This is a genomic window from Paenibacillus lentus (genome assembly GCF_042714055.1).
In the GTDB taxonomy this organism is placed as follows: Bacteria; Bacillota; Bacilli; order Paenibacillales; family Paenibacillaceae; genus Fontibacillus; species Fontibacillus lentus_A.
In genome coordinates, this window is sequence record NZ_JBHGVC010000002.1 from 356,251 (window position 1) to 377,161 (window position 20,911).

General features: G+C 49.6%; 20 protein-coding genes and 1 pseudogene. 9 read left to right on the forward strand and 12 right to left on the reverse strand.

The genetic code is table 11. From position 1 onward, the window contains the following. The first annotated feature begins 9 nt into the window (after positions 1-9). The gene (locus tag ACE3MQ_RS05270) at positions 10-1,992 is read left to right on the forward strand and encodes an ABC-F family ATP-binding cassette domain-containing protein (protein WP_379391353.1); all 1,983 of its coding nucleotides are present in this window, start codon (positions 10-12) and stop codon (positions 1,990-1,992) included. Positions 1,993-2,107: 115 nt separating this feature from the next. On the opposite strand, the gene ACE3MQ_RS05275 is transcribed toward ACE3MQ_RS05270, so the two are convergent. The 5 genes from ACE3MQ_RS05275 to ACE3MQ_RS05295 form a co-directional block, all read right to left on the reverse strand. Further along, positions 2,108-3,145, reverse strand: a complete 1,038-nt coding sequence (locus ACE3MQ_RS05275) for a M42 family metallopeptidase (protein ID WP_379391355.1) — start codon at positions 3,143-3,145, stop codon at positions 2,108-2,110. A gap of 20 nt (positions 3,146-3,165) precedes the next feature. After that, the gene (locus tag ACE3MQ_RS05280; RefSeq protein ID WP_379391357.1) at positions 3,166-3,501 is read right to left on the reverse strand and encodes a LapA family protein; all 336 of its coding nucleotides are present in this window, start codon (positions 3,499-3,501) and stop codon (positions 3,166-3,168) included. Between the two features lie 85 nt (positions 3,502-3,586). After that, positions 3,587-5,377, reverse strand: coding sequence for an oligoendopeptidase F (pepF, locus tag ACE3MQ_RS05285; protein ID WP_379391864.1), 1,791 nt, complete (start codon positions 5,375-5,377; stop codon positions 3,587-3,589). A 266-nt stretch (positions 5,378-5,643) separates the two neighbouring features. Next, positions 5,644-5,814, reverse strand: coding sequence for a hypothetical protein (locus ACE3MQ_RS05290; RefSeq protein ID WP_379391359.1), 171 nt, complete (start codon positions 5,812-5,814; stop codon positions 5,644-5,646). 40 nt (positions 5,815-5,854) lie between these two features. Beyond that, positions 5,855-6,088 (reverse strand): hypothetical protein, encoded by a 234-nt coding sequence (locus ACE3MQ_RS05295; protein WP_379391361.1) that lies wholly within the window; start codon positions 6,086-6,088, stop codon positions 5,855-5,857. A gap of 213 nt (positions 6,089-6,301) precedes the next feature. On the opposite strand from ACE3MQ_RS05295, the gene ACE3MQ_RS05300 reads away from it, so the two are divergent. Beyond that, positions 6,302-6,499, forward strand: a complete 198-nt coding sequence (locus tag ACE3MQ_RS05300; RefSeq protein WP_018750471.1) for a cold shock domain-containing protein — start codon at positions 6,302-6,304, stop codon at positions 6,497-6,499. Between the two features lie 202 nt (positions 6,500-6,701). Here ACE3MQ_RS05300 and ACE3MQ_RS05305 read toward each other — a convergent pair whose 3' ends face one another. Further along, entirely contained in the window at positions 6,702-7,055 is a 354-nt protein-coding gene (locus ACE3MQ_RS05305; protein WP_379391363.1) for a hypothetical protein, read from the reverse strand. 412 nt (positions 7,056-7,467) lie between these two features. On the opposite strand from ACE3MQ_RS05305, the gene ACE3MQ_RS05310 reads away from it, so the two are divergent. The 3 genes from ACE3MQ_RS05310 (at position 7,468) to ACE3MQ_RS05320 (ending at position 10,466) form a co-directional block, all read left to right on the forward strand. Further along, entirely contained in the window at positions 7,468-8,415 is a 948-nt protein-coding gene (locus ACE3MQ_RS05310) for a helix-turn-helix transcriptional regulator (RefSeq protein ID WP_379391365.1), read from the forward strand. Positions 8,416-8,441: 26 nt separating this feature from the next. Further along, entirely contained in the window at positions 8,442-9,476 is a 1,035-nt protein-coding gene (locus ACE3MQ_RS05315; RefSeq protein WP_379391367.1) for a DNA glycosylase AlkZ-like family protein, read from the forward strand. Positions 9,477-9,569: 93 nt separating this feature from the next. Next, a complete protein-coding gene (locus ACE3MQ_RS05320; protein WP_379391369.1) occupies positions 9,570-10,466 on the forward strand; it encodes a hypothetical protein in 897 nt (298 codons plus the stop codon). A gap of 120 nt (positions 10,467-10,586) precedes the next feature. Here the strand turns inward: ACE3MQ_RS05320 and ACE3MQ_RS05325 are convergent, their stop codons facing one another. Beyond that, positions 10,587-11,234 (reverse strand): nitroreductase family protein, encoded by a 648-nt coding sequence (locus tag ACE3MQ_RS05325; protein WP_379391371.1) that lies wholly within the window; start codon positions 11,232-11,234, stop codon positions 10,587-10,589. An 88-nt stretch (positions 11,235-11,322) separates the two neighbouring features. Then, positions 11,323-12,519, reverse strand: coding sequence for an MFS transporter (locus ACE3MQ_RS05330; RefSeq protein WP_379391373.1), 1,197 nt, complete (start codon positions 12,517-12,519; stop codon positions 11,323-11,325). A gap of 161 nt (positions 12,520-12,680) precedes the next feature. On the opposite strand from ACE3MQ_RS05330, the gene ACE3MQ_RS05335 reads away from it, so the two are divergent. The 3 genes from ACE3MQ_RS05335 to pfkA all read left to right on the forward strand — a co-directional run bounded on the left by ACE3MQ_RS05335 (position 12,681) and on the right by pfkA (position 15,305). Continuing rightward, positions 12,681-13,001, forward strand: a complete 321-nt coding sequence (locus tag ACE3MQ_RS05335; RefSeq protein ID WP_379391375.1) for a hypothetical protein — start codon at positions 12,681-12,683, stop codon at positions 12,999-13,001. Between the two features lie 97 nt (positions 13,002-13,098). After that, on the forward strand, positions 13,099-14,181 hold the full coding sequence (locus tag ACE3MQ_RS05340; RefSeq protein ID WP_379391377.1) for a tetraprenyl-beta-curcumene synthase family protein: 1,083 nt from the start codon (positions 13,099-13,101) through the stop codon (positions 14,179-14,181). Between the two features lie 152 nt (positions 14,182-14,333). Further along, positions 14,334-15,305 carry a 6-phosphofructokinase gene (pfkA, locus tag ACE3MQ_RS05345; RefSeq protein ID WP_379391379.1) on the forward strand — a complete coding sequence of 324 codons (972 nt, stop codon included), beginning with the start codon at positions 14,334-14,336 and terminating at the stop codon, positions 15,303-15,305. Positions 15,306-15,436: 131 nt separating this feature from the next. Here pfkA and ACE3MQ_RS05350 read toward each other — a convergent pair. The 4 genes and pseudogenes from ACE3MQ_RS05350 to ACE3MQ_RS05365 form a co-directional block, all read right to left on the reverse strand. After that, positions 15,437-16,381: pseudogene (locus tag ACE3MQ_RS05350) on the reverse strand (MATE family efflux transporter); the annotation flags it as partial. Positions 16,382-16,401: 20 nt separating this feature from the next. Next, positions 16,402-17,595: a putative glycoside hydrolase gene (locus ACE3MQ_RS05355; RefSeq protein ID WP_379391381.1), complete on the reverse strand. Its 1,194-nt coding sequence runs from the start codon at positions 17,593-17,595 to the stop codon at positions 16,402-16,404. A gap of 240 nt (positions 17,596-17,835) precedes the next feature. Next, complete coding sequence (locus ACE3MQ_RS05360; protein WP_187386563.1) at positions 17,836-18,039, reverse strand: hypothetical protein; 204 nt, start codon at positions 18,037-18,039, stop codon at positions 17,836-17,838. A 169-nt stretch (positions 18,040-18,208) separates the two neighbouring features. Beyond that, positions 18,209-19,036 (reverse strand): YitT family protein, encoded by an 828-nt coding sequence (locus ACE3MQ_RS05365; RefSeq protein WP_379391383.1) that lies wholly within the window; start codon positions 19,034-19,036, stop codon positions 18,209-18,211. Between the two features lie 275 nt (positions 19,037-19,311). On the opposite strand from ACE3MQ_RS05365, the gene ACE3MQ_RS05370 reads away from it, so the two are divergent. After that, positions 19,312-20,892 (forward strand): DEAD/DEAH box helicase, encoded by a 1,581-nt coding sequence (locus tag ACE3MQ_RS05370; RefSeq protein WP_379391385.1) that lies wholly within the window; start codon positions 19,312-19,314, stop codon positions 20,890-20,892. Positions 20,893-20,911: the final 19 nt, after the last annotated feature.

Sequence of the window (20,911 nt, forward strand, 5' to 3'; positions counted from 1 at the left end):
GGGAACGAAATGAATATTCTAACGGTTGAACAAATATCAAAAAGCTACGGAGACAAGGTGCTGTTTAAAGATGCCTCCTTTGGTATGGAGGAGTACGACAAAATCGGCGTGATTGGTGTAAACGGGACAGGAAAGTCCACCTTTCTGCGCATTGTTGCTGGGCTTGAGGTGCCTGATTCCGGCCGCATCGCCGTAAACAATGATGTGCGGATCGCCTGCCTGCCGCAAAATCCGGATTTTGATCCCGAGACGACGGTGCTGCGCCAGGTGTTCCAGGGCGGCGATTCGACGCTGCAAACCGTATCCGAATATATAGCAGCGGTAGACAAGCTTGAGCTGAATCCCACAAATGAGCAGCTACAGGCCGAGGTAACGAAATGGAGCCAGGAGATGGATCGACTTCAGGCTTGGGGCTTGGAAAGCGAAGCGAAGAGCGTGTTATCCAAGCTTGGAATTACCGATTTTGGCGCGAAGGTCGGGGAGCTGTCGGGCGGACAGCGTAAACGAATCGCCCTGGCTTCGGCGCTCATTATTCCATCCGAGCTGCTTATTCTGGACGAGCCTACCAACCATATCGATAACGATTCGGTAGCGTGGCTGGAGTCTTATTTGCAAAGACGGCGCGGTGCGCTGCTCCTCATTACGCATGATCGTTATTTTCTGGATCGGGTGTGCAACGTGATGCTGGAGCTGGATCATGGCCGCCTGTTCCGCTATGAAGCAAATTACAGCCGCTTCCTGGAACTAAAGAGCGAGCGGGAGGAGCGGGAAGCATCGGCTGAGCAGAAGCGGCAGAACCTGCTGCGAACCGAGCTCGCCTGGATCAGGAGAGGCGCCAGAGCAAGGACGACGAAGCAGAAGGCGAGAATAGAACGGTTCGAGAAGCTGCAGGAGGAGAAAACGGAATACAAGAGCGATCAGCTCGATATTTCCGTGGCTTCGACGAGGCTGGGACGAAAAATTGTTGAAATTTCCGAATTAAGCAAGTCTGCGGGAGATCGCCTTCTGATTGAAGAGCTGACTTATACCGCCGTTCCAGGGGATCGCGTCGGCATTGTCGGCCCGAATGGCAGCGGCAAATCGACGCTGCTCAATATGATCGCCGGCCGCGTAGAGCCGGATCATGGCTATGTAGAGCTGGGACAGACCGTGAAGCTGGGATTCTTTACGCAGGAGCATCAGGAAATGGATGACAAGCAGAGAGTCATCGAGTACATCAAGGAGGAGGCGGAGGTCGTAACGACAGCCGACGGATCGCGGATTACGGCAGCTCAGATGCTGGAGCGGTTCCTATTCTCGCCGACGATGCAGTGGACGCCGATTGCCAAGCTGTCGGGCGGCGAGAAGCGCCGGCTTTATTTGCTCCGCGTCCTGATGGGGGCTCCGAACGTGCTGCTGCTCGATGAGCCGACGAATGATCTTGACATCCAGACGCTGACGGTGCTGGAAGCTTATTTGGATGAATTTCCGGGAGCCGTGTTCGTCGTTTCCCATGATCGTTATTTTCTGGATCGCACCGTGGATAAAATCATGGCCTTTGAGGGAGACGGCGTCGTTGCTCTTCATGTCGGCGACTACAGCGATTACGAAGAGCGGCTTCAGCAGCTTGCCAAAGGCGTGGACGCCGGATCTGGAAAGGGAAGCGGCAGCGGCTCGAAGAGCAGGGAAGTTTCCGCGGCAGCATCGGCTTCCGCCAGCGGAGGCGGGCAAGCTTCCGGTTCGGGAAGCCAGAAGGATCAGGCCCGCATCGAGCGAGTGAAGTTCAGCTATAATGAGCAGCGGGAATATGAAGCGATTGACGGCCTTGTTGAAGCCGCGGAGCAGCGGCTTACCGATATTGCTGCTTCCATGGAGCAAGCAGCCAGTGATGCCGCCAGATTGCAGGAGCTGATGGCGGAGCAGCAGGAAGCGGAGGCCGAGCTTGAGCGGCTGATGGATCGCTGGACGTATTTAAACGAGCTGGCTGAGAAAATTGAACAGCAGCGAAGCTGAGAATGAGCTAAAGTATCAAATATGCGAAATATGCACAAATAAACACCCCGGCAGAAGAAGACTACGTCTTCCTGACCGGGGTGTTGCTTATAAATAGATGAAATGCTAAGAAAAATTAGGCTGTAACATAAGCGGCCAGCAGCCTGGTTGTGTTCAATATCGCTTGTTTGTGCGTCCGCTCCATGGCATGGGAGGCGTGCACACCGGGGCCGAGCAAGGCGGCGCGAATATTGTTGCCGCCGCTTAATGCGGCAGATGCATCGGAGCCATAGTGTGGATAGATGTCCACCGCATAAGGTATATTCAGTTCCTCGGCGAGCTGAATCAGCTTGCCTGTCATTTCGTAGTCATATGGGCCGGTCGAATCCTTGGCGCAAATCGACACGTCGGTTTCCTTGCAGTTAAGGTCGTCGCCCATCGCTCCCATGTCTACGGCGATCATTTCCTGGACGCCGCCTGGAATCCAGGAAGCGCCATGGCCGACCTCTTCATAGTTGGAGATAAGCAGCACCAGGTCATGCTTCGGCTGCCATCCTTCGCGCCGGCTCGATTCCAGCAATCCAAACAGGGCGGCAACACTTGCCTTATCATCAAGATGGCGAGACTTGACGTAACCGTTTGGGGTAATGACCGGACGGGCATCGAAGGATATGAAATCACCGGCCATAATGCCCAGCTTCGCGACGTCTTCCTTATTCTCCACCAGCTCGTCGATGCGGATTTCCATATGCTTCTCTTCCCGCTTGAAATCCCGGGCATCGCTATAGACGTGCACGGACGGGCGGGTCGTTAATATCGTTCCGGTGTAAGTCTTGCCGCTCCGGGTGTGGATCGTGCAATATTCGTTCTCGATGCTATGCATCATAAATCCGCCAACAGAGGTGATGGCCAGCGTACCCTTTGAGGTAACCGAGCGAACCATTGCTCCAAGGGTGTCGACATGCGCGCTGAGAGCGATGCGCCGTGAGGAATCCTTGCCTTTCAGGGTAATGATCGCTCCCCCCTTTTCGTTTTGCGCAAAGGGAAGGCCCAGTGCTTTGGCTTCGGCTTCAACCAGCTTCATGATCCGATGGGTATATCCGCTAGGGCTTGGCGTCTTTAGAAGCTTAGTCAAAAAATCCAGCATATAGGCTTCGTTTGGTTGAATGTTCATACATGCCTCCTAAATAAGTTTTATGCATTCGGGCTTGAGGCTTCTTCCTCGACAGGCTGCTGCTCCGCATCTGATTTTCCGTTCTCTGGGAATTCGTATCCTGTAGCATCTTGAATTTGCACGAGCTTGGCGTTCAGGATTTTGACTTCCTTCTGCAGCCGGTATCCGCGGTAAATCCCGAAGGAGCCTACGATGATGCCGCCGAGCAGGGTTGAGCCCAGAATTAACAGAATAAGCGGGATATGTACTGAATTAAATAGCAGGTTCACTTGAACCGACTCCACGTTGATCACGGCGAACACCGCTGTAATGAGTGCGAAGACGAGAGCAAGAATGAGAGACCATTGAATTTTCATAGAACCATGCACCTACCTTCCTTGATTACAGTGTAAAATCCCTTACCCCAAAAGGGCAAGGGATTTATTAACTCTAGTTGAGTGTTTATTTTGTCAAATTCTCCATTTGCTCGACTAATTGCTCGAATACGCTCATCGCCTCGCGAATCGGCTCCGGCGAAGACATGTCGACGCCAGCCTTCTTTAGGATATTGATGGAATAATCGCTGCCTCCGCTTTGCAGGAAGCCGAGATAGCGATCAACGGCAGGCTGGCCTTCCTCGAGAATTTGTTTGGAGAAGCTCGTTGCTGCCGAAAAGCCGGTAGCGTATTTATACACGTAGAAGCTGGTGTAGAAATGCGGAATCCGTGCCCATTCCATTTCGATGTCCTGATCGACGGTCATTTCTTGGCCGTGATATTTCACGTTGAGATCGTAGTATATTTTGGACAGCTCCTGCGGCGTCAAAGATTCGCCGGCTTCTGCCCGTTCGTGAATCAGCTTCTCAAATTCGGCAAACATCGTTTGACGGAATACCGTCGTCCGGAATTGATCGGCATAGTAGGTGAGCAGGTAGAGCTTCTGCTTTGGATCGGTCGATTTTTTCAATAAATAATCCATGAGCAGCGCTTCATTCGTCGTCGAAGCTACTTCAGCCAGGAAGATCGTATATTGGGCGTCCCGGTATTTCAGGTTCTCGTCGGAGAAATAGGAATGCAGGGCGTGACCCATTTCATGCGCCAGCGTGAACATGCTGTTCAGGTTATTTTTGTGGTTCAGCAGCACGTATGGATGCGTGCCGTAAGCCCCCCAGCTGTATGCTCCCGTGCGTTTTCCTTCATTCTCATATACGTCGATCCAGCGATTGTTCAGGCCTTCACGCAGCACGTGGAGATAGTTCTCGCCGAGCGGCTTGAGCCCCTCTAGCAGCATGGCCTTTGCTTCGTCATAAGTAATGTCCCATTTGTATTCTTCGACAAGCGGCGCAAACAGGTCGTACATATGCAGCTCATCAACGCCGAGCAGCTTCTTCCGCAGCTTCAAATAGCGCTGGAGCAGCGGGAGACTCTCGTGAATCGTATCAATCAGGTTCGTATAGACTTCTTTCGGAATGTTATCGCCGTACAGGGACATTTCCAGCACGGAAGGATACTTGCGAACCCGGGAGTAGAACATGTTCTTGTTAATATTGGCGCTAAGCGTTGCGGCGATCGTATTTTTTTGCTTGCCGTAGGTTTCGTAAATGGCTTTAAAAGCCCGCTGGCGAACTTCCCGATTCGGATTCTCGAGAAATTGGATATAGCTGCCATGGGTTAATTCAACCTCTTTGCCGTGCTCGTCTTTAATTTTAGGAAATTTCATATCGGCATTGTTGATCATTCCGAAAATGTGCTGCGGCGCCTGCGATAAATTGCCGACCTGGGCGAGCAGGGCTTCTTCGGTCTTGCTGAGCACATGCGCTTTCTCGCGCTTGATTTCCTGCAAAGTGAATTTATAATCGGCAAGCTGCGGATCGTTAATGTAGTTATCCAGCTCCTGCTCGGGCAGAGCCAGAATTTCAGGAGTGATGAACGACAGCGCTTCGCTCACCTCGACGCTAAGCTTCTTCGCCTTCTGGACGAGTGCCTGGTATGTAGGGTTGGTTGTGTCCTGATCGTGATTCAGATGGGCATACACGTATAAGCGCTCAATTTGCAAGGAAAGGTCATCTTCCAGAGCGAAAACCGCCTTGACATTAGCGGGCGTGTTCAGTTTGCCTTCGTAATCTGCTGCTTTATTCTTCAGCTTCTTCAGCTCTTCATAAGCCGTGTCCCAATCTTTCTGGCTCGGGAACAAGTCTTCTAATTGCCAGCTGTTCTCTGGCTGCACTTCGGAACGTTTAGGTAATGTAGTCATGGGTATCCTCCTTTGAATTGGATAAGCCGCCGGCCGGGTGTCCGTTCCGGCCATGTCGCCGGGTATAGCCGCCATTAGAATAGAGGAGGACAGCAGTAGGGGGAGCAGGGGAATGCTTTTCATATTCTAGGAACCTCCCTCTGATTGCTTGTAGAGATTGTCCTAGTATGCCCCATTACCTCCGAAATGTACTCGGAAGCTGCTCCAGACTTTGAAAATGGTTTGCTCTATCCCGCTTTCTGCTGCCCCACTGAATGCAAGGCTGACTATGCCAGGAAACTGTAAATGATAAGACCGAACGCAAAGGCAATCATCACACTGGCGAAGATAGCGAGCCAGCGCCTGATTCTGGGCTGTACTTGATTCTTGCTCAGGATCAGCACGATACCGAGAGCGAATGCGGAAATGATAAAGATCAGGTAGTTTGAACTGTCCATGGGTTTGGTAGGGTCTCCTTTTTAAAGGTAATAAAGCGTACTAAACTTGCTTAAACGCATTCATGATGTCGTTCCACTCTTCTTCCCTGCCGACGAACTCCTCTTTAGGGAACCGGCTCTGAGCCCAGTTCATGAGGGCAGGCCGGCTAAGAAACGTATGGGATTCCTCGCCCCATTGATCGGAAATTTCCCGAAGGACGATATACTTGCCTTGAACCTCTACAGTCATCATATTCCATTTGTCTCTTTTGTATATTTCGTGTTTTTTGATCATCTTTGTCGTTCTCCGATCATGCTTATTAGTAGTTGTATTTTTTATGTAAAATGATAACTCACGCCTCGCCCGAAAGCAAATAAAAACACAGGGAGCGCCTTTCGCGAAAAATGCTTGCGCTCTTGGGCAAATGATACGTTGCAATGTCTCAAACCATGGAGTATAATATGGATATTCGTCAATGATGGCGATTATTTTTAGGAGGTTGTTCATTTGAAAGGTACAGTTAAATGGTTTAACGCAGAAAAAGGCTATGGCTTCATTCAAGTTGAAGGCGGCGAAGACGTATTCGTGCATTTCTCCGCGATTCAAGGCGACGGATTCAAAACATTAGAAGAAGGCCAAGCCGTTGAGTTCGAAATCACCGACGGTAACCGTGGTCCTCAAGCCGCTAACGTAATCAAATTATAAGAACCCTTCCGTATTAACGGATCACTTATAAAGTTTGGTTTCAAGAAGGCTTAAATATGAAAGACACAGCTCTCTAATGGGCTGTGTTTTTTTGTTGATGGGATTCTGATCAGGGATTTGTAAATTTACAAAGTCAACATCCTCTTTCAAAACCGCAAATAGTAGAGCTTTCGGCATTTTAAGCAGGATGAAAACAGCAGCCTTAATCGGCTGCTGTTTTCATCCCTTCCATTTTCTCTGCTTTATAGTATATACTATCATCTTGAACTGCAATATAATTATTCGTTTCGACATTTTTAATTTTAAACAATTTTGTTCCTTTTTTGTACTTATTAGAAAACAGATTCGGTAGATCACTGGATTCATTTGTAGAATGTTTTTTTATTGTACCAATTTCACCATCAATTTCAGTAACGGCTTCATTTGTAATTTTATATACTTCATGGTTCCATGTCACAACATCAAATGCCCAACTTTGTAAATTGTGTTGGTTTGAGCTTAAACAGGCCACAAGAAAAAGTGGCATAGCAAGTATTAATACTAACGCTTTTTTCATCCAAAGTCCTCCTAATTGAGCACATTTTTATAATTAAACGCTTCCGATCTTTTAAATGTTGCATTCGGAATGCCGTGAAATGCGGCCCATTTAGGGGCCGCATTTGTGTTTAATGTTCTCAGCGCCCGACGTAAGCGAAGTGTTCCGCGTTCCGGCAGAATTTGACTCGAGTCGACTAGCCGGCTACGGCAGCAACCTCTACGTGAAATTTCCATACGTAGCCGTCGAATAAACATGCGGGGTTGGCTGAAACTAACCAGCTGCAGCTGGTTCCAGCCCGTAACGGCGGGGCCGCCTGAAGGTAGTACTGAGTAGCAGAACAGCTCGCGTGGTAGCTGGTATATCTTCTTCGGTGACATGCAGTTGTCACTGATCTCCTGTTATGATGTTAATGAATCGGGGCGATATCGCTATGAAAAAGATAGATCGAATGCTGGCGATTATCCTTGCGCTGCAGCAGCGGCCGGAGACGGCACAGTCTTTGGCCGATAAGCTCGAGGTATCTCGGCGAACGGTGCTGAGAGATATGCAGGCGCTTTCCGAAATGGGGGTTCCCCTCTATGCAGAGAGCGGGCACGGCGGCGGTTACCGTTTGATGGACGGGTACACCGTGCCGCCGCTTCAATTGGATGCGGAGGAAGCGATGACCGTGCTGCTGGCGCTCGAAGGGATGGCCAAGTATGCGGATGGGCCATTCCAGCGGGCAAGATGGACGGTGACGGACAAAATCAGATCCGTTCTCCCGGAGGGAACGCTGTCCGAAGTAAGCCCGCTGCTGAGCTATGTTGAGCTGGAGGTGCCGGACAGACGCTACAAGACGCCTTTTTTAGCAGCGGTGATGCATTCTGCTGCACAGGAAGAGTGGCTGCGGATTTATTATCGATCCCAAAATCGCTCCCGATATCTTGAAGTAAAGCCGATTCGCATTTATGCCGCCCATGGCTTTTGGTACTGTGAGGCCTACTCGGTGCAGCATCGCGAGAAGCGGACCTTTCGGATTGACCGGATGGATGAGGTTCAACGGATCTGTGAGCCGGCAGAAGCTACGGAAGCTGCGGATTCCGCGGATTCCGCAGAGAAAGCAGATACCGACGATCTGCCTGAAGTGATTCGTGTCCGGGTTAAGCTGACCTATAAAGCGGCGCTCCTGGTCGAGCAGGATTTTCATATGGGCCATCATGTGAAGCAGATCGGAGACGAGACCTGGGAGGTGGATTTCGACTGCCCTAGAACAGAGTGGAACTGGGCCGTCTCCTTGTTCTACAGCCTTGGAATGGATGCAGAGGTGCTGGAGCCCCAGCATTTGAGAGCGGATATTCTGGAGCGGGCCCGCCAAGTGGTGGAGCGCTATCATACATAACTGGTAGAAGGATGGAGGCAGCTACAATGAAATGGTCGCGAGAAAAAATGATAAGGGAAAGAATGCTTCGTCAAGGGCTGATGCAGCCGTTAGAGCATGAAGAAGATGAAGCTGCTTATATCGCCTTGTTCAAACAATTGCAGCCTGTCTCTCCCGTGCACTTTACGCGGCCGGGCGATCCTCCGAGGCTGGTACATCGAACGAAATATGACGACATGGAGATGGCATCCCGGCTAAGGGAGCGGCACCGGCTCGTGAAGGGCAGGTTCCAGGGCGGACGCATCGCTTACGTGCTGGAGGAGGAGCTGAAGCTGTACGCCACGGCTTTTCGCAAAGAGCCTGCCGTGTATAAACAGATTCATGAGGATATCATGTATGCGATCCGGCAGTCGGGAGGACTGTCCAAGGAGCAGTTAAAAGAGGAACTGGGATACCCGGCGAAGGAAATCGGCAAGGCGCTACAGGAGCTGCACACGGCTTTTTTACTTTATGAACAACAGACAGACGGGGATTGGGATACGGGGTGGCTGGAGTTTGCCAATGAATGGTTCCCGCTGCCCGCTGGCGAGGACAACCGCCAGGAAGCGATCGATCAGGTGATCGTTCGTTTCATCCAGTCAATGGTGTTCGCTACGGAGGTGCAGATTAAAAGCTGGAGCGGGTTAACGGGAAAAGCGATCAAGTCTGCGCTAAGCCGTCTAACGTCTAGTGAGCTTCTTGCGTGCATCGAGTTGCCAGGGGCTGGCAAGGGATGGATGCTTGTGCAGGATCTCGATGAGGATTCTAGCGGTCATATAAAAAGAAGTGGCGGCTCTAGCGAGGCTCTCCCTCAAGGAGTGTATATGATGGATAGATCGGATTACCTCGTCAGGGCATACCTTGATGAGCTACAGATCAAATATAAAGGTCTGGAAGTGCTGCAGTATTTACTCATCGACGGCGACTTTCAAGGCGTAGTGACCGGGCACTGGCGGATAGGCCCGTATAATGTGGAGGATGTCCTCCTTGATCTGGAGCCGGCCGAGGCGAAGTCCCGCCAGACGAAATTATCGAGGCCGTAAAGCGGATTTACAGTCCAGATCGGCACGCTATCTTGCGTTACAATGGGCAGCCATTGCCTATTTCGAATCAAAGCGATAGGGAGGAGAAGGGACATGAGTGATCTTCTGAAAGGCCAAGAAACGTTAGACCGGGCAAGAAGCTTTATTTATAACAGTGCCCGCCTGCTGGATCGAATGCGCTTTGCTTACCACTTTGAAAATGGTTCCAGACAGGATGTAATTCGCGGCCTCAGGCCGTATCAAAATGAGGACGGTGGGTTTGGCCAAGCTCTTGAGCCGGATATGCGCTGTCCGGATAGCCAGCCGGTGACAACGGAAATGGCGATCTCGCTGCTGCAGGAGGTCGACGGATGGGGTTCGGAGCTGGTTCCGGCGCTTCTAGCCTATTTGAAAAAGCTGACACTTCCCGGCGGAGGTCTGCCGCGGGCAACGACCGCCGTCAACCGTTATGCGCATGCTCCCTGGTGGGCAACGGAAGCAGACGGAATTCCTGCCTTGAATCCGACCGGAAAGATCGTGGGCATGCTGTTAGGCAGTCCGCTGCGCGAGCGATTATGGGATCTGGATTGGTTCCAAGCTCATCTGGATTTTTTGTGGCAGACTTTAGAGAATAGCCGTCCTGGCGATTTTCACGATGGAGAGCAGTGGGATGTTTTTTTAGCCCATGCACCGGACTCTGCGAGAGCAGCCAAGCTCTATGCTGTGCTTGATGAATGGCTTACCTCTCCGGGGGTTATTGAGCGAAATCCGCATGCCGATGGGTATGTACAGAAGGTGCTCGATTACGCCCCTACTCCAGCAAGCTATGCACATCGCTTTGTTACGAAGGACGAAGTAGAGCTGCATCTGGACGAGCTTCAGCTGCAGCAGCAGCCTGACGGCGGGTGGCCGATTTCATGGCCGGCTGTCAGTACAGCCTCAGAGCAGGAGTGGCGGGGATACTTGACGGTAAACCGTCTTTTGACGCTCCGTGCCTATGGACGATTATAAGAAGTGTAAATAGCTGGACTAAAATAACGGACTGAACAGGATGTCGCCCCCTGTTCAGTCCGTTACCAATTACGGAATCTATAAGCTTACAACTATGCTGAAGATTTGATAGACGTATTCTTATCCTACGATTTTAAGTATATCCGCGACTTCCTTACGCGGAGTCGCCTTAGGTGATATTGCAGGGTGACCCAGCGCAATGACCATGTTCACTACCCGGTCGTCCGGGATATCAAGATATTCGCGAAGCTTGTCCTCCGCCAGTAGTACAGGGCCTGTCATGGGACAAGTCGCAAGTCCTTTCGCGTGGGCAGCGAGCATTAAGTTTTGCGTGGCGAGACAACTGCTCTTCAAGCCTTCCTCCGTCCATACTTCAGGCGCTACAAAGGAAATCGGGTCGAAGATCCGCTCCCTGAATTTTGAGGTGTACGGCGTAGCGAGACAGACGATCAGTACTGGCGCTCCTGAGAATGCAGTAGCATAGGGCCCAAAGGATTTGACGAGCAGCTTGGCTTCTCTGGCCAGACCCTCCCCTTCGGCACGCTCAGCAATTTCACGCAGCTTCTCCCAGGTAAAATCCTCAATATGCTTGATCTTCTCTTTATTGACAACCGCAATGAATTCCCAGGTTTGTGAGTTCGTATCGCTAGGTGCATAACGGGCGCAATCGATAATTTCTTCGATATCCGATACCGCAACAGGCTCTTCCGTAAAGTCCCGTATGCTTCGGCGGGTAATAACGATGTCCCGGAATTGATTAAAATCCATAATATCCCACCTTCATCTCTATTAATACTAGGTACTATAATCTGCTCTTAATTATATCGTATCTTATAGCCTTTGAACAGAATTCGCTTTATTCATATTTGGACGCGGACTCATTACTTTGCGGCTGCGGCTTGGCTCTGTATAAATAGCGGCTTGCAAAGCCGATGAAGGCAAGTAAAGACGTGCCCATCGCTACAAAATAGAAATTTTCCCTGCCGAAATGCTCGAACACCATACCTCCAACGGCTCCGCTGAACAGGCCCGACAAGCTGGACCACATGACCGTGAACAGGGCCAGCCCAGTTGCCTGGAATTGGACGGGGATGAGGCGAGAGAGCATACGTATGGCGGTAACATAGAATATACCGAAGGAGATGCCATGCATCATTTGGATAAGCAAAACCCCGGTTGCCGAATCCGATAATCCTACCAGCATGAATCTTAAGGCAAACATGAGGCTTGCGAACAGGAGCAGCGGCAGCTCCTTGAAGTTTCCGCCGTACCTGGTCAGAAGCAGGAAGATCGGTATTTCCGAGAAGGCCGACAGGAGCATGGCCCAGCCGATTAAATCCTCGCCGGCTCCAAGATCATGTAAAGTAATGGACAGAAAAGCATCGTTCATCCTCATGCCTATGGCCAGGCAAAACACGCAGCCCAAAAACCATAGCAGCTCTTTTTGCTTAAGAATCGACAAAATACCGGAAAAACTAACTTTCGCCACGCTGGTCGCTTGGTCTTTAATGAATAATGTAAAGAACAGCGCCGTACCCGCTATGATCATCGATACGCCCATCGTCGAGATAGAAGGTATCGCAGAGAGCACATAACCGATCAGCAGGGCAAAAATAGCAAACCCGATCGAACCGAAGATACGGATTGAAAGAAAGTTCTTGTTATGGCGATTTGCCGTCGAGATTGCGATCGAATCGGTCAACGGAAGCACGGGATAGAAAAAAGAATAATACAGCGTAATGATAAGCATGATAACCGAAAATTGGGTGGACATCGAAAGGAAGAATGACATCAAAATTTGTCCTGCAAGCAGGATAAATAATATTTTTTTTATGGTGCGGTACCGGTCGCTGGCATAGCTCCACAGTAGATTGGATATTAATGAGATCATCGGTCCGACCGCGTAAATATAGCCGATTTGCGTCCTGGAAAATCCGAGATCTGCATAGAAGAGAGGGAAGTAAGAGGCAACCAGCGCACTCGTTCCGTAAATGGTAAAAATAAGAGCCCTAAGCCAGGATACTTCGGAGCGAGCCAAGTTTTGTGATTTCATTGTCGATCTAGACTCCGTTCAAGATATATTATTAGGTACAAGCTTCTTTGTTGACATACAACATGGATAGTATATCATAACCGTATCTAAAATAAGTTTTTTTAGCATATTAAATTAGTTATAATATAGCGTAACAATATACTGTCGATTGGGGGATCAGCATGTATCATTCCTGTTTTGTATATGATGAAAGATTGGATATCCATGTGCCGTCTCTGGATCGACCATTTGAAGCCTACCATATCGAAGAAAGATTGGCGATGATCGAGAGTTGGGAGAGTATTCGAGGGCGGATACCAACAAAGGTCATGGTGTTAGAACGTTTAATCGAGCGGAAACTGTCGGAGATGGGGAATGAGAATGATTTTGAGAAAAGCTGTCAAATCAACGGTGAAATCGCCGAATTAGCGAGTCAAATCCATGACCTTCAAATTTGGTACCGTATCTCGCAGGATGAGCCTACGGCAAAAAGTCACCTGTGATTTAGTTAATTTGTGCAAAGAGAGGGATCATATTATAATATAGACTGGTTTTAAATCTCGCTGTTTAAACAACCAACTACCTAGTGGAGGCAGGCCATTGATTGAACTTAAGCAAAGCCGAAATCAGTTTCCCCGAGAGCCGATCAGGTTGATGAGCCGAGTGTACAAGTTCATTTTGCCCGATGTGCGCAAGGAGCTTAACGGCTGGAAGAGGGAAGCGGGATTAATCCCCGACCCTGAGCTAAGAAGACAAGCGCTTGCCAGTATCGAGACGAAGGAGTTCCACTGTCAAGGGGGCGCTGTTTATGCGGCCGCTAATTTGCCGAAGCGTCATATTCTGATCCCTTTAATCGTAGCATTTCAAACGATCAGTGATTATTTGGATAATCTTTGTGACCGCAGTACATCGATGGATGAGGGCGATTTCCGCCTGCTCCATCAAAGCATGCTGGACGCTATTGATCCGCAGGCCGAATTGGCTGATTATTATGCACTTCGGGAGGAACGCGAGGATGGGGGCTATTTGCACCGCCTCGTATTGACTTGTCATGACCAAATTCGCAAGCTGCCCGGATATTCCGCCGCTCAGCCGTTTATTACCGAGCTGGTGCAGCTGTATACGGATTTGCAGGTGTACAAGCATATCCACCCCAGTCTGCGCGAAGCTGCTCTCCTGGAATGGTGGGAGCTTCATCAGTCACGAACGCCGCAATTGAAATGGAACGAGTTTGCGGCGGCAACGGGCTCGACCCTCGGTGTATTTATGCTGTTTCTGTCGGCGAGCGATGAGCATCTGAATGAGACAAGCGCTCGGGTGATCCAGGATGCTTATTTTCCCTATGTGTGCGGACTACATATTATGCTTGACTATTTGATTGATCAGGCAGAAGATGAAATTGGCGGAGATTTGAATTTCTGCAGCTATTACGATAATAAAGAGACCATGCTTCAACGGATCGTATTTATGGTGGACGAGGCTCGCAGGGATGTTGCCGTTCTGCCGGCTTCGTCATTTCATGTGATGATTATCGAAGGGCTGCTGGCTTTGTATCTGTCCGACCCCAAAGTCAGTGAGCAGCAGGAGATTCGAGGGGTTTCCAAGCAATTAATGAGAAGAAGCTCGCTTATGCGGTTATTCTTCTTTGTAAACAGCCGCTGGATCCGCAAACGTTTGAAATAGCAAGTTATTTGCAAAAATGTAGTTAGTGATTACGGAGCAAATTTTGCTTCACAAAACAAGAGCGAATGCTTACGGGGCAAGTTTTGCTTCACAAAACAAGCGTATGCTAACGAAGTAAGTTTTGCTTCACAAAACTTTTAGGAGGAATCATTATGTCAGCAGTTAAAAAAATCGCAGTTCTCACCAGTGGTGGAGACTCCCAAGGGATGAACGCAGCCGTACGCGCAGTTGTGCGCAGTGGATTGTACTACGGTCTCGAAGTATTTGGGATTCAACGGGGGTATCAGGGACTGCTCAATAATGACATCTTCTCCATGGATCTTAGAAGCGTAGGCGATATTATCCAGCGCGGGGGAACGATTCTTCAATCGGCTCGTTGTGCGGAGTTCAAGACGTCGGAGGGCCAGCAAAAAGGTGCTCAAATTTTACGTGATCGCGGCATCGACGGTCTGGTCGTCATTGGCGGCGACGGCTCTTATCAAGGAGCGGAGAAGCTTAGCAAGTTAGGAATCAAAACGATGGGTCTTCCGGGAACCATTGATAATGACGTTTCTTTTACCGACTATACGATCGGTTTTGATACAGCGGTAGGCATTGTTGTTGACGCAGTTAATAAATTGCGGGATACGATGTCATCCCATGAGCGAGCGTCTGTCGTAGAAGTCATGGGACGCCATTCCGGGGATATTGCTCTGCATGCGGGATTGGCTGCCGGGGCAGAGACGATTCTTGTGCCGGAAGTACCTTTTGATTTGAATGAGGTTGCCGACCGGATGAGAACGAATTTTGATAACGGCAAGAGACATAGCATCGTTATCGTAGCAGAGGGCGTAGGTTCGGGAGAAGAAGTCGTTAAAGCGATTAAAGAGCGTCAACCATCTCTTGAGCCGCGTGCAACGGTTCTTGGCCACATTCAACGCGGGGGTTCGCCTACTCCGTTCGACCGCAACCTTGCGAGCCGCCTAGGGGATTTTGCGGTGCGCAAGCTGATCGAAGGCGAATCGAATAAAGCCTGCGGCATGATTGGCGGAGAAATGATTCTGACCGATATTGAGAAGGTCGTCTCGACGAAGAAAACATTCGATATGAGCTTGTATGAGCTCGCTTCCCGTCTTTCCCAGTAATAGCTGCTGGCGTAGGGTTGTCAATAAACGATATACCGAATACTAAATAGGAATGCAAAAGGGAAATCCAGATGGCAATCATCTAATGGATTTCCCTTTTTGTTAAGATTTCTATTGCTTTTTCCCGGTATTTAGTTGGATTTGGGCTGAAGCGCCTGCTTGGCAAATTGTCGCTGGACGGCGAGTAAACGCCAGGCAAGCAGCACAGCAGCGACTGCAAGTCCCGAAATCAGGCCGACCCAATATCCGTAGGCGCCTTGTTGGGTGTAATTTGCCAACACGTGTCCCAGCGGCAAGCCGATGACCCAGAAGGCCAGCAAGGTAATCCAGAATGCAGGATTGACGTCCTTATAACCGCGCAGTGCACCTTGAATCGGTGTAGCAATGGCATCGGATAACTGGAAGAAAATTGCGAAAATCAAGAAATGCATAATTAATTGCACGACTTCTTGTTCGCCGGAGTAGATTTGCGCCACATTTTGGCGGAAGAGCATAATGATCAATGCGGTGGCAATGGATAGAGCCGCGGCGGTTCCAATCCCGATGAAGGAATATTGCTTGGCATCCTTTAGTCGCGAAGCTCCGGTTTCATAGCCGACCAGAATTGTCAATGCCATGCAAATACTGAGCGGAATCATGTACAAAGTACTGGAAAAGTTCAGCGCTGCCTGGTGCGCGGCGATCGTCAGCGTATCGAAGCGGCTCATCAGCAGCGTAACGGCGGCAAACACTGCGGTTTCGAAAAAAATTGCGAATCCGATGGGTACGCCAAGCTTCATTGACTCCTTCCATTTTGCCAGCGATACTCCGTACCATTTGCGGAACACGCCGAATGAGGCAAACGGTTCGACCTTATGAGCAATGAACACGGAGATCAGAAAAATGCACCAGTAAGCAAAAGCTGTGGCAATCCCGGAGCCGATGCCTCCTAGTCTAGGGAAGCCGAGCTTGCCGAAAATAAGCACATATCCGGCTCCGACATTGAGCGGAAGAGAGATCAGCGTGATGATCATGGATATTTTAGTCTGACCTAATGCATTCCTTATCACGACCAAACCAAAACCCGGGCAATCGCCCGGGCCACGTCGGATGGCATTTATTTGTATGTTACACCAGATGTATATCTATTGGATGCGTTCCAGAGCAGATATTCATCGACATTCAATTCCTTGAGCGCGCGAATTTGCTCCTCGATCTCATGCTTGCCATATTTGGTATAGTGGCCTTTGCCGAGCCAGCTTGCTGTAAAATCCTGAATCCATGGCCGGATCAAAGGTTGATTCTCTCCCAACGGCTCAAGTTTTTTCTTCGTATCGATCGTTGCTCCTTTAATGGTTTGGTAGGGAGCTTTATCCGGATCCTTGGCATTGAACCACCCGGTTGTATAATGGCTCGGGTAGATCATCGGACAGATAATGTCTACATTTTCCGAGATCTTTACAAAATCCTGGCCGATCCCCTCGGCGGCAGGGACAGAAGCAGCATAACCGAAGATGTCGACAGATACCTTGACGCCAAGCGGCTCCAGCTCCTCTTTGGCATATTTGACGAAGGAGGTTACGGCATCTACGCGGCTTCGTTCATCCTTGTGATATTTTAAAGCATCTGCTCGTTTCTCAAACCCTTCCGGAAAACGAACATAATCAAACTGGATTTCTTTAAATCCGAGCTTGGCAGCTTCTTTGGCTATTTCAAGGTTATAATCCCATACTTCCTTGCTGTACGGATTGACGAAGGCCTCTCCTTTGCCATTACTCCAGACGGAGCCATCGCTATGTACGAATGAATATTCCGGATGCTTCTTTGCAAGAATGCTATCCTTAAAAACGACAACGCGAGCAATAGGGTAAATCTCATGCTTATCCAACCGGGCCATCAACGCATCGATATCGCGAATGAATGGCTGTGGCTTGCCTAGCTCCTGAAGCTTCGGGTTATCCGTCTTATAAGTTATGTAGCCCGTATCATCCTTCAGGTCAATGACCATGGAATTTAATTCGGTGCTGTCTAACAAATCAATAAGCTGCTCCATGCGGGCACCGCCTGCGCTATATGCCGTAACGTAAATTCCTTTTACAATAGGAGCTTCCACTTGAGGATTCACCGCGAGCATTGAAGGCGGGAGCGGATCGTTGAGCCGTCCCTCAGCGGCATTGGCCATAAAGGTATGATAGGATGATTGCAGAATGCTGGGCATCTTGCCGTATGAAGCTTCCGTGTGAGCCGGGGTATTTTCCCCGCCGCTACCTGTACTCAAAGCTAGCAGTAAAATAGTCCAAATGATGTTCATCGTATTCTCTCCCCATAAGATACACGTTCTAAGATGATTATATAGGATGTTTGCTGTTCATAATAAACAGATTTGTTATTGTTTGCGAAAATTCGAACCGCGGCCTTACTCTTTTAACACAAGTTTCCCTTGTTGAAACCCGAATCATTGAAAAGCGCCGAAAAAAGGCCGCTTCTTCTGCCAAGACAAAAGAAAGCGGCCTGGGTATTGCTATGCAGCTGAAGCTCGCAGGAGCTCATATTAATGAAGCAAATTAGTATCTTGAAGCTCACAAATACTAAATTGAATAATCTCCATTGCATCATTCGGTTCCAAGAAGCTCATACCGTCCCGGAGGATGATCATGGAGTCAAGCTCCTTCTCATTAAAGAAGGGCAGCATATCGGGGAACCACTTCATGACGATTTGTGCCAGTTTTACCGTTTCCATTTCCACATCAATCACCCTTTCCTCCTAGAATCATTCATATAGGAATCATTCTTAAACGGAAAAGCACAAAGCCTGTGAAATCGGGTAAAGCTGAAATCCTATGAAATTGACGAAGGAACCGCGCATAATTCATTATAACATAACGCGATATAATTTGGCACGGCGGACAGGCGGCTGGGAAAAATTACTTTTTGCGAAACGAGCCCATGACGCCTACGGTTTCCACGATGTTGACAAAGGCTGTCGGATCAGTCTTTTTTATAATGTTTCTGAGCTCTGTCAGCTCATAGCGGGTCGTCACAGTCATCAGCATATCCTTCTCCTTGTGAGAGAAAGCCCCTTGCGTTTTAATAAGAGTTACACCGCGGGGCAGCTTCAAAAGCTTGCTTAGCAATTCTTCGGTCTTGTCCGTGATAATGAACAAAGTGACTTTCATATGGCTGACATGTAGGAGATCGACCACCTTGCCGCTGAGATAAATAGATACCATGGATGCCAAGGCCAGATTCCAGTCGCCTTCGATATACCCCATAGCCAGGATGACGATGGCGTTCATGGACACAAGGACGCTTCCCACTGGGAAATCGCGGTATCTCGTGATGATCGAGCCGACGATATCAAAGCCGCCGGAGGAGCCGCCAGCGCGAAACGATATTCCGCTGCCGATGCCGACCAGCACCCCTCCGACGACTGCGGATAGAAAAGTATCCGCTGCAATCGGAATGTTGCGTACGGGGATGAGGGCGATGAACCACGTCACCGCGCCGACGGAAAGAATGCTGAGCAGGATGAAGCGCCGTCCCAGCAAAAACAGGCCGGCTATCAGAATAGGTATGTTGTACACGAGATACATGACGCTGATACTTAAGGGCGTAAAGTAACCGGTCAGCATGGACAAACCGGAAACCCCGCCGCTAAGCAGGTGATGAGGAACGAGGAACAGATTGAAGCCGGACGCGATCAGTGCCGCCCCGAAGACGATAACCAGGCTGTTCCAGATTGTTTTGAGCATCGTAAAATCACCTCTTGAGGATGTAGAAATATGCCAAACAGCTTGCTGGTGTTCTTTTCATGTTTTGTGCTATAATGTTTGAGATATTCTTGAGTAGGTATCCTTTTCCATGGAAAATGGTTAAGAATGTATTAGCGATCCGTGCAATTTGTCTAAAAATCCGTACGCTATGTAAAATTTATGGGTTGATGGGACAGCCTATAAACGTTCCAATGCTACTTAAGAATACAGTCAAGATGGTGGGATGTCCACTATATAGAAGGAGTATGAATATTTTGAACACATTTGCAGATTTCGGCCTAGAGCCTAAAGTTCTACAAGCAATAACAGAACTCGGATTTGAAGAAGCAACACCGATTCAAACCAAATCAATTCCTTATGCGATGGAAGGTCGCGATCTGATCGGACAAGCGCAGACAGGAACAGGGAAGACGGCAGCGTTCGGTCTCCCGCTGATCAACAAAATTCCAGCCAATGAGGATCGCATCGTTGCGCTCATCATGACCCCGACCCGGGAACTCGCTATTCAGGTAGCTGAAGAAATCGGAAAGCTATCCCGCTTTAAAGGAATCCGCTCCTTGCCGATCTACGGAGGGCAAGACATTGTAAGGCAAATTCGCGCATTGAAGAAGAGACCTCAAATCATTATCGGTACCCCTGGCCGCTTGCTAGACCACATTAATCGTAAGACGATTAAGCTTGACGATGTACAGACTGTTGTACTGGATGAAGCCGATGAAATGTTGGATATGGGCTTCATGGAGGATATTCAGTCGATTCTGAAGCTTGTCCCCGAAGAGCGCCAAACAATGCTATTTTCCGCTACAATGCCAGCAAATATCCAGAAGCTTGCCCAGCAATTTCTTAAAAATCCGGAGCATGTCTCTGTCATTCCAAAGCAAGTTAGCGCACCGCTGATTGACCAGGCTTATATCGAAGTGCATGAACGCCAGAAATTTGACGCGCTTACCCGTTTGTTGGATATGGAGTCTCCAGAGCTTGCCATCGTATTTGGGCGGACAAAACGCCGTGTTGACGAGCTGGCAGAGGCACTGCAAAAACGCGGATATTCCGCCGATGGCCTCCATGGCGATCTGTCCCAGAATCAGCGGGACAACGTGATGCGCAAGTTCCGGGACGGCAGCATCGATGTTCTTGTCGCTACGGACGTAGCAGCGCGTGGACTCGACGTATCGGGCGTAACTCACGTCGTCAATTTCGATCTGCCTCAGGATCCGGAAAGCTATGTACACCGTATCGGCCGTACGGGGCGTGCGGGCAAGGAAGGCGTAGCCTGGTCGTTCGTTACGCCGCGGGAAATCGATCATCTTCACTTCATCGAGCGGATTACCCGCCAGAAGATCGCCCGCAAACCATTGCCGTCCATTGCGGAAGCGATTGAAGGGAAACAACGCATCACGGCAGAGCGTCTGCTTGAGCTTGTTGAAGCAGGCGAGCTGAACGAATATAAAGGAATTGCCATTCAGCTCCTGGAGCAATACGATTCAGTCAATTTGCTTGCAGCCGCGTTTAAGCTCATTACAGGGGACAAGGCAGATAAAGCGAATATCGAATTGACTCCGGAAGAACCGATCCGCGTAAAACGCCGCAATCCGGACATTCGCTCCAGCGGACGCAAGCCGTATGGCTACGGCAATCGCAGCGGTGGCGGCGGTTACCGCAGGGACAACCGCGAGGGCGGAGGCCGTGGAGGCTATGGCAGCAAGGGCGGCTACAATAGAGACGGCGGACGGGATTCCTACCGTTCTTCCTCGGATCGCAAGCCGCGTCCAGCGAGCAGCGGTGGAGATCGCAGACCGCCTAGACGCAACGACAACCCTTCGTTTGACAATTAATTGCATAGATTGCATGACT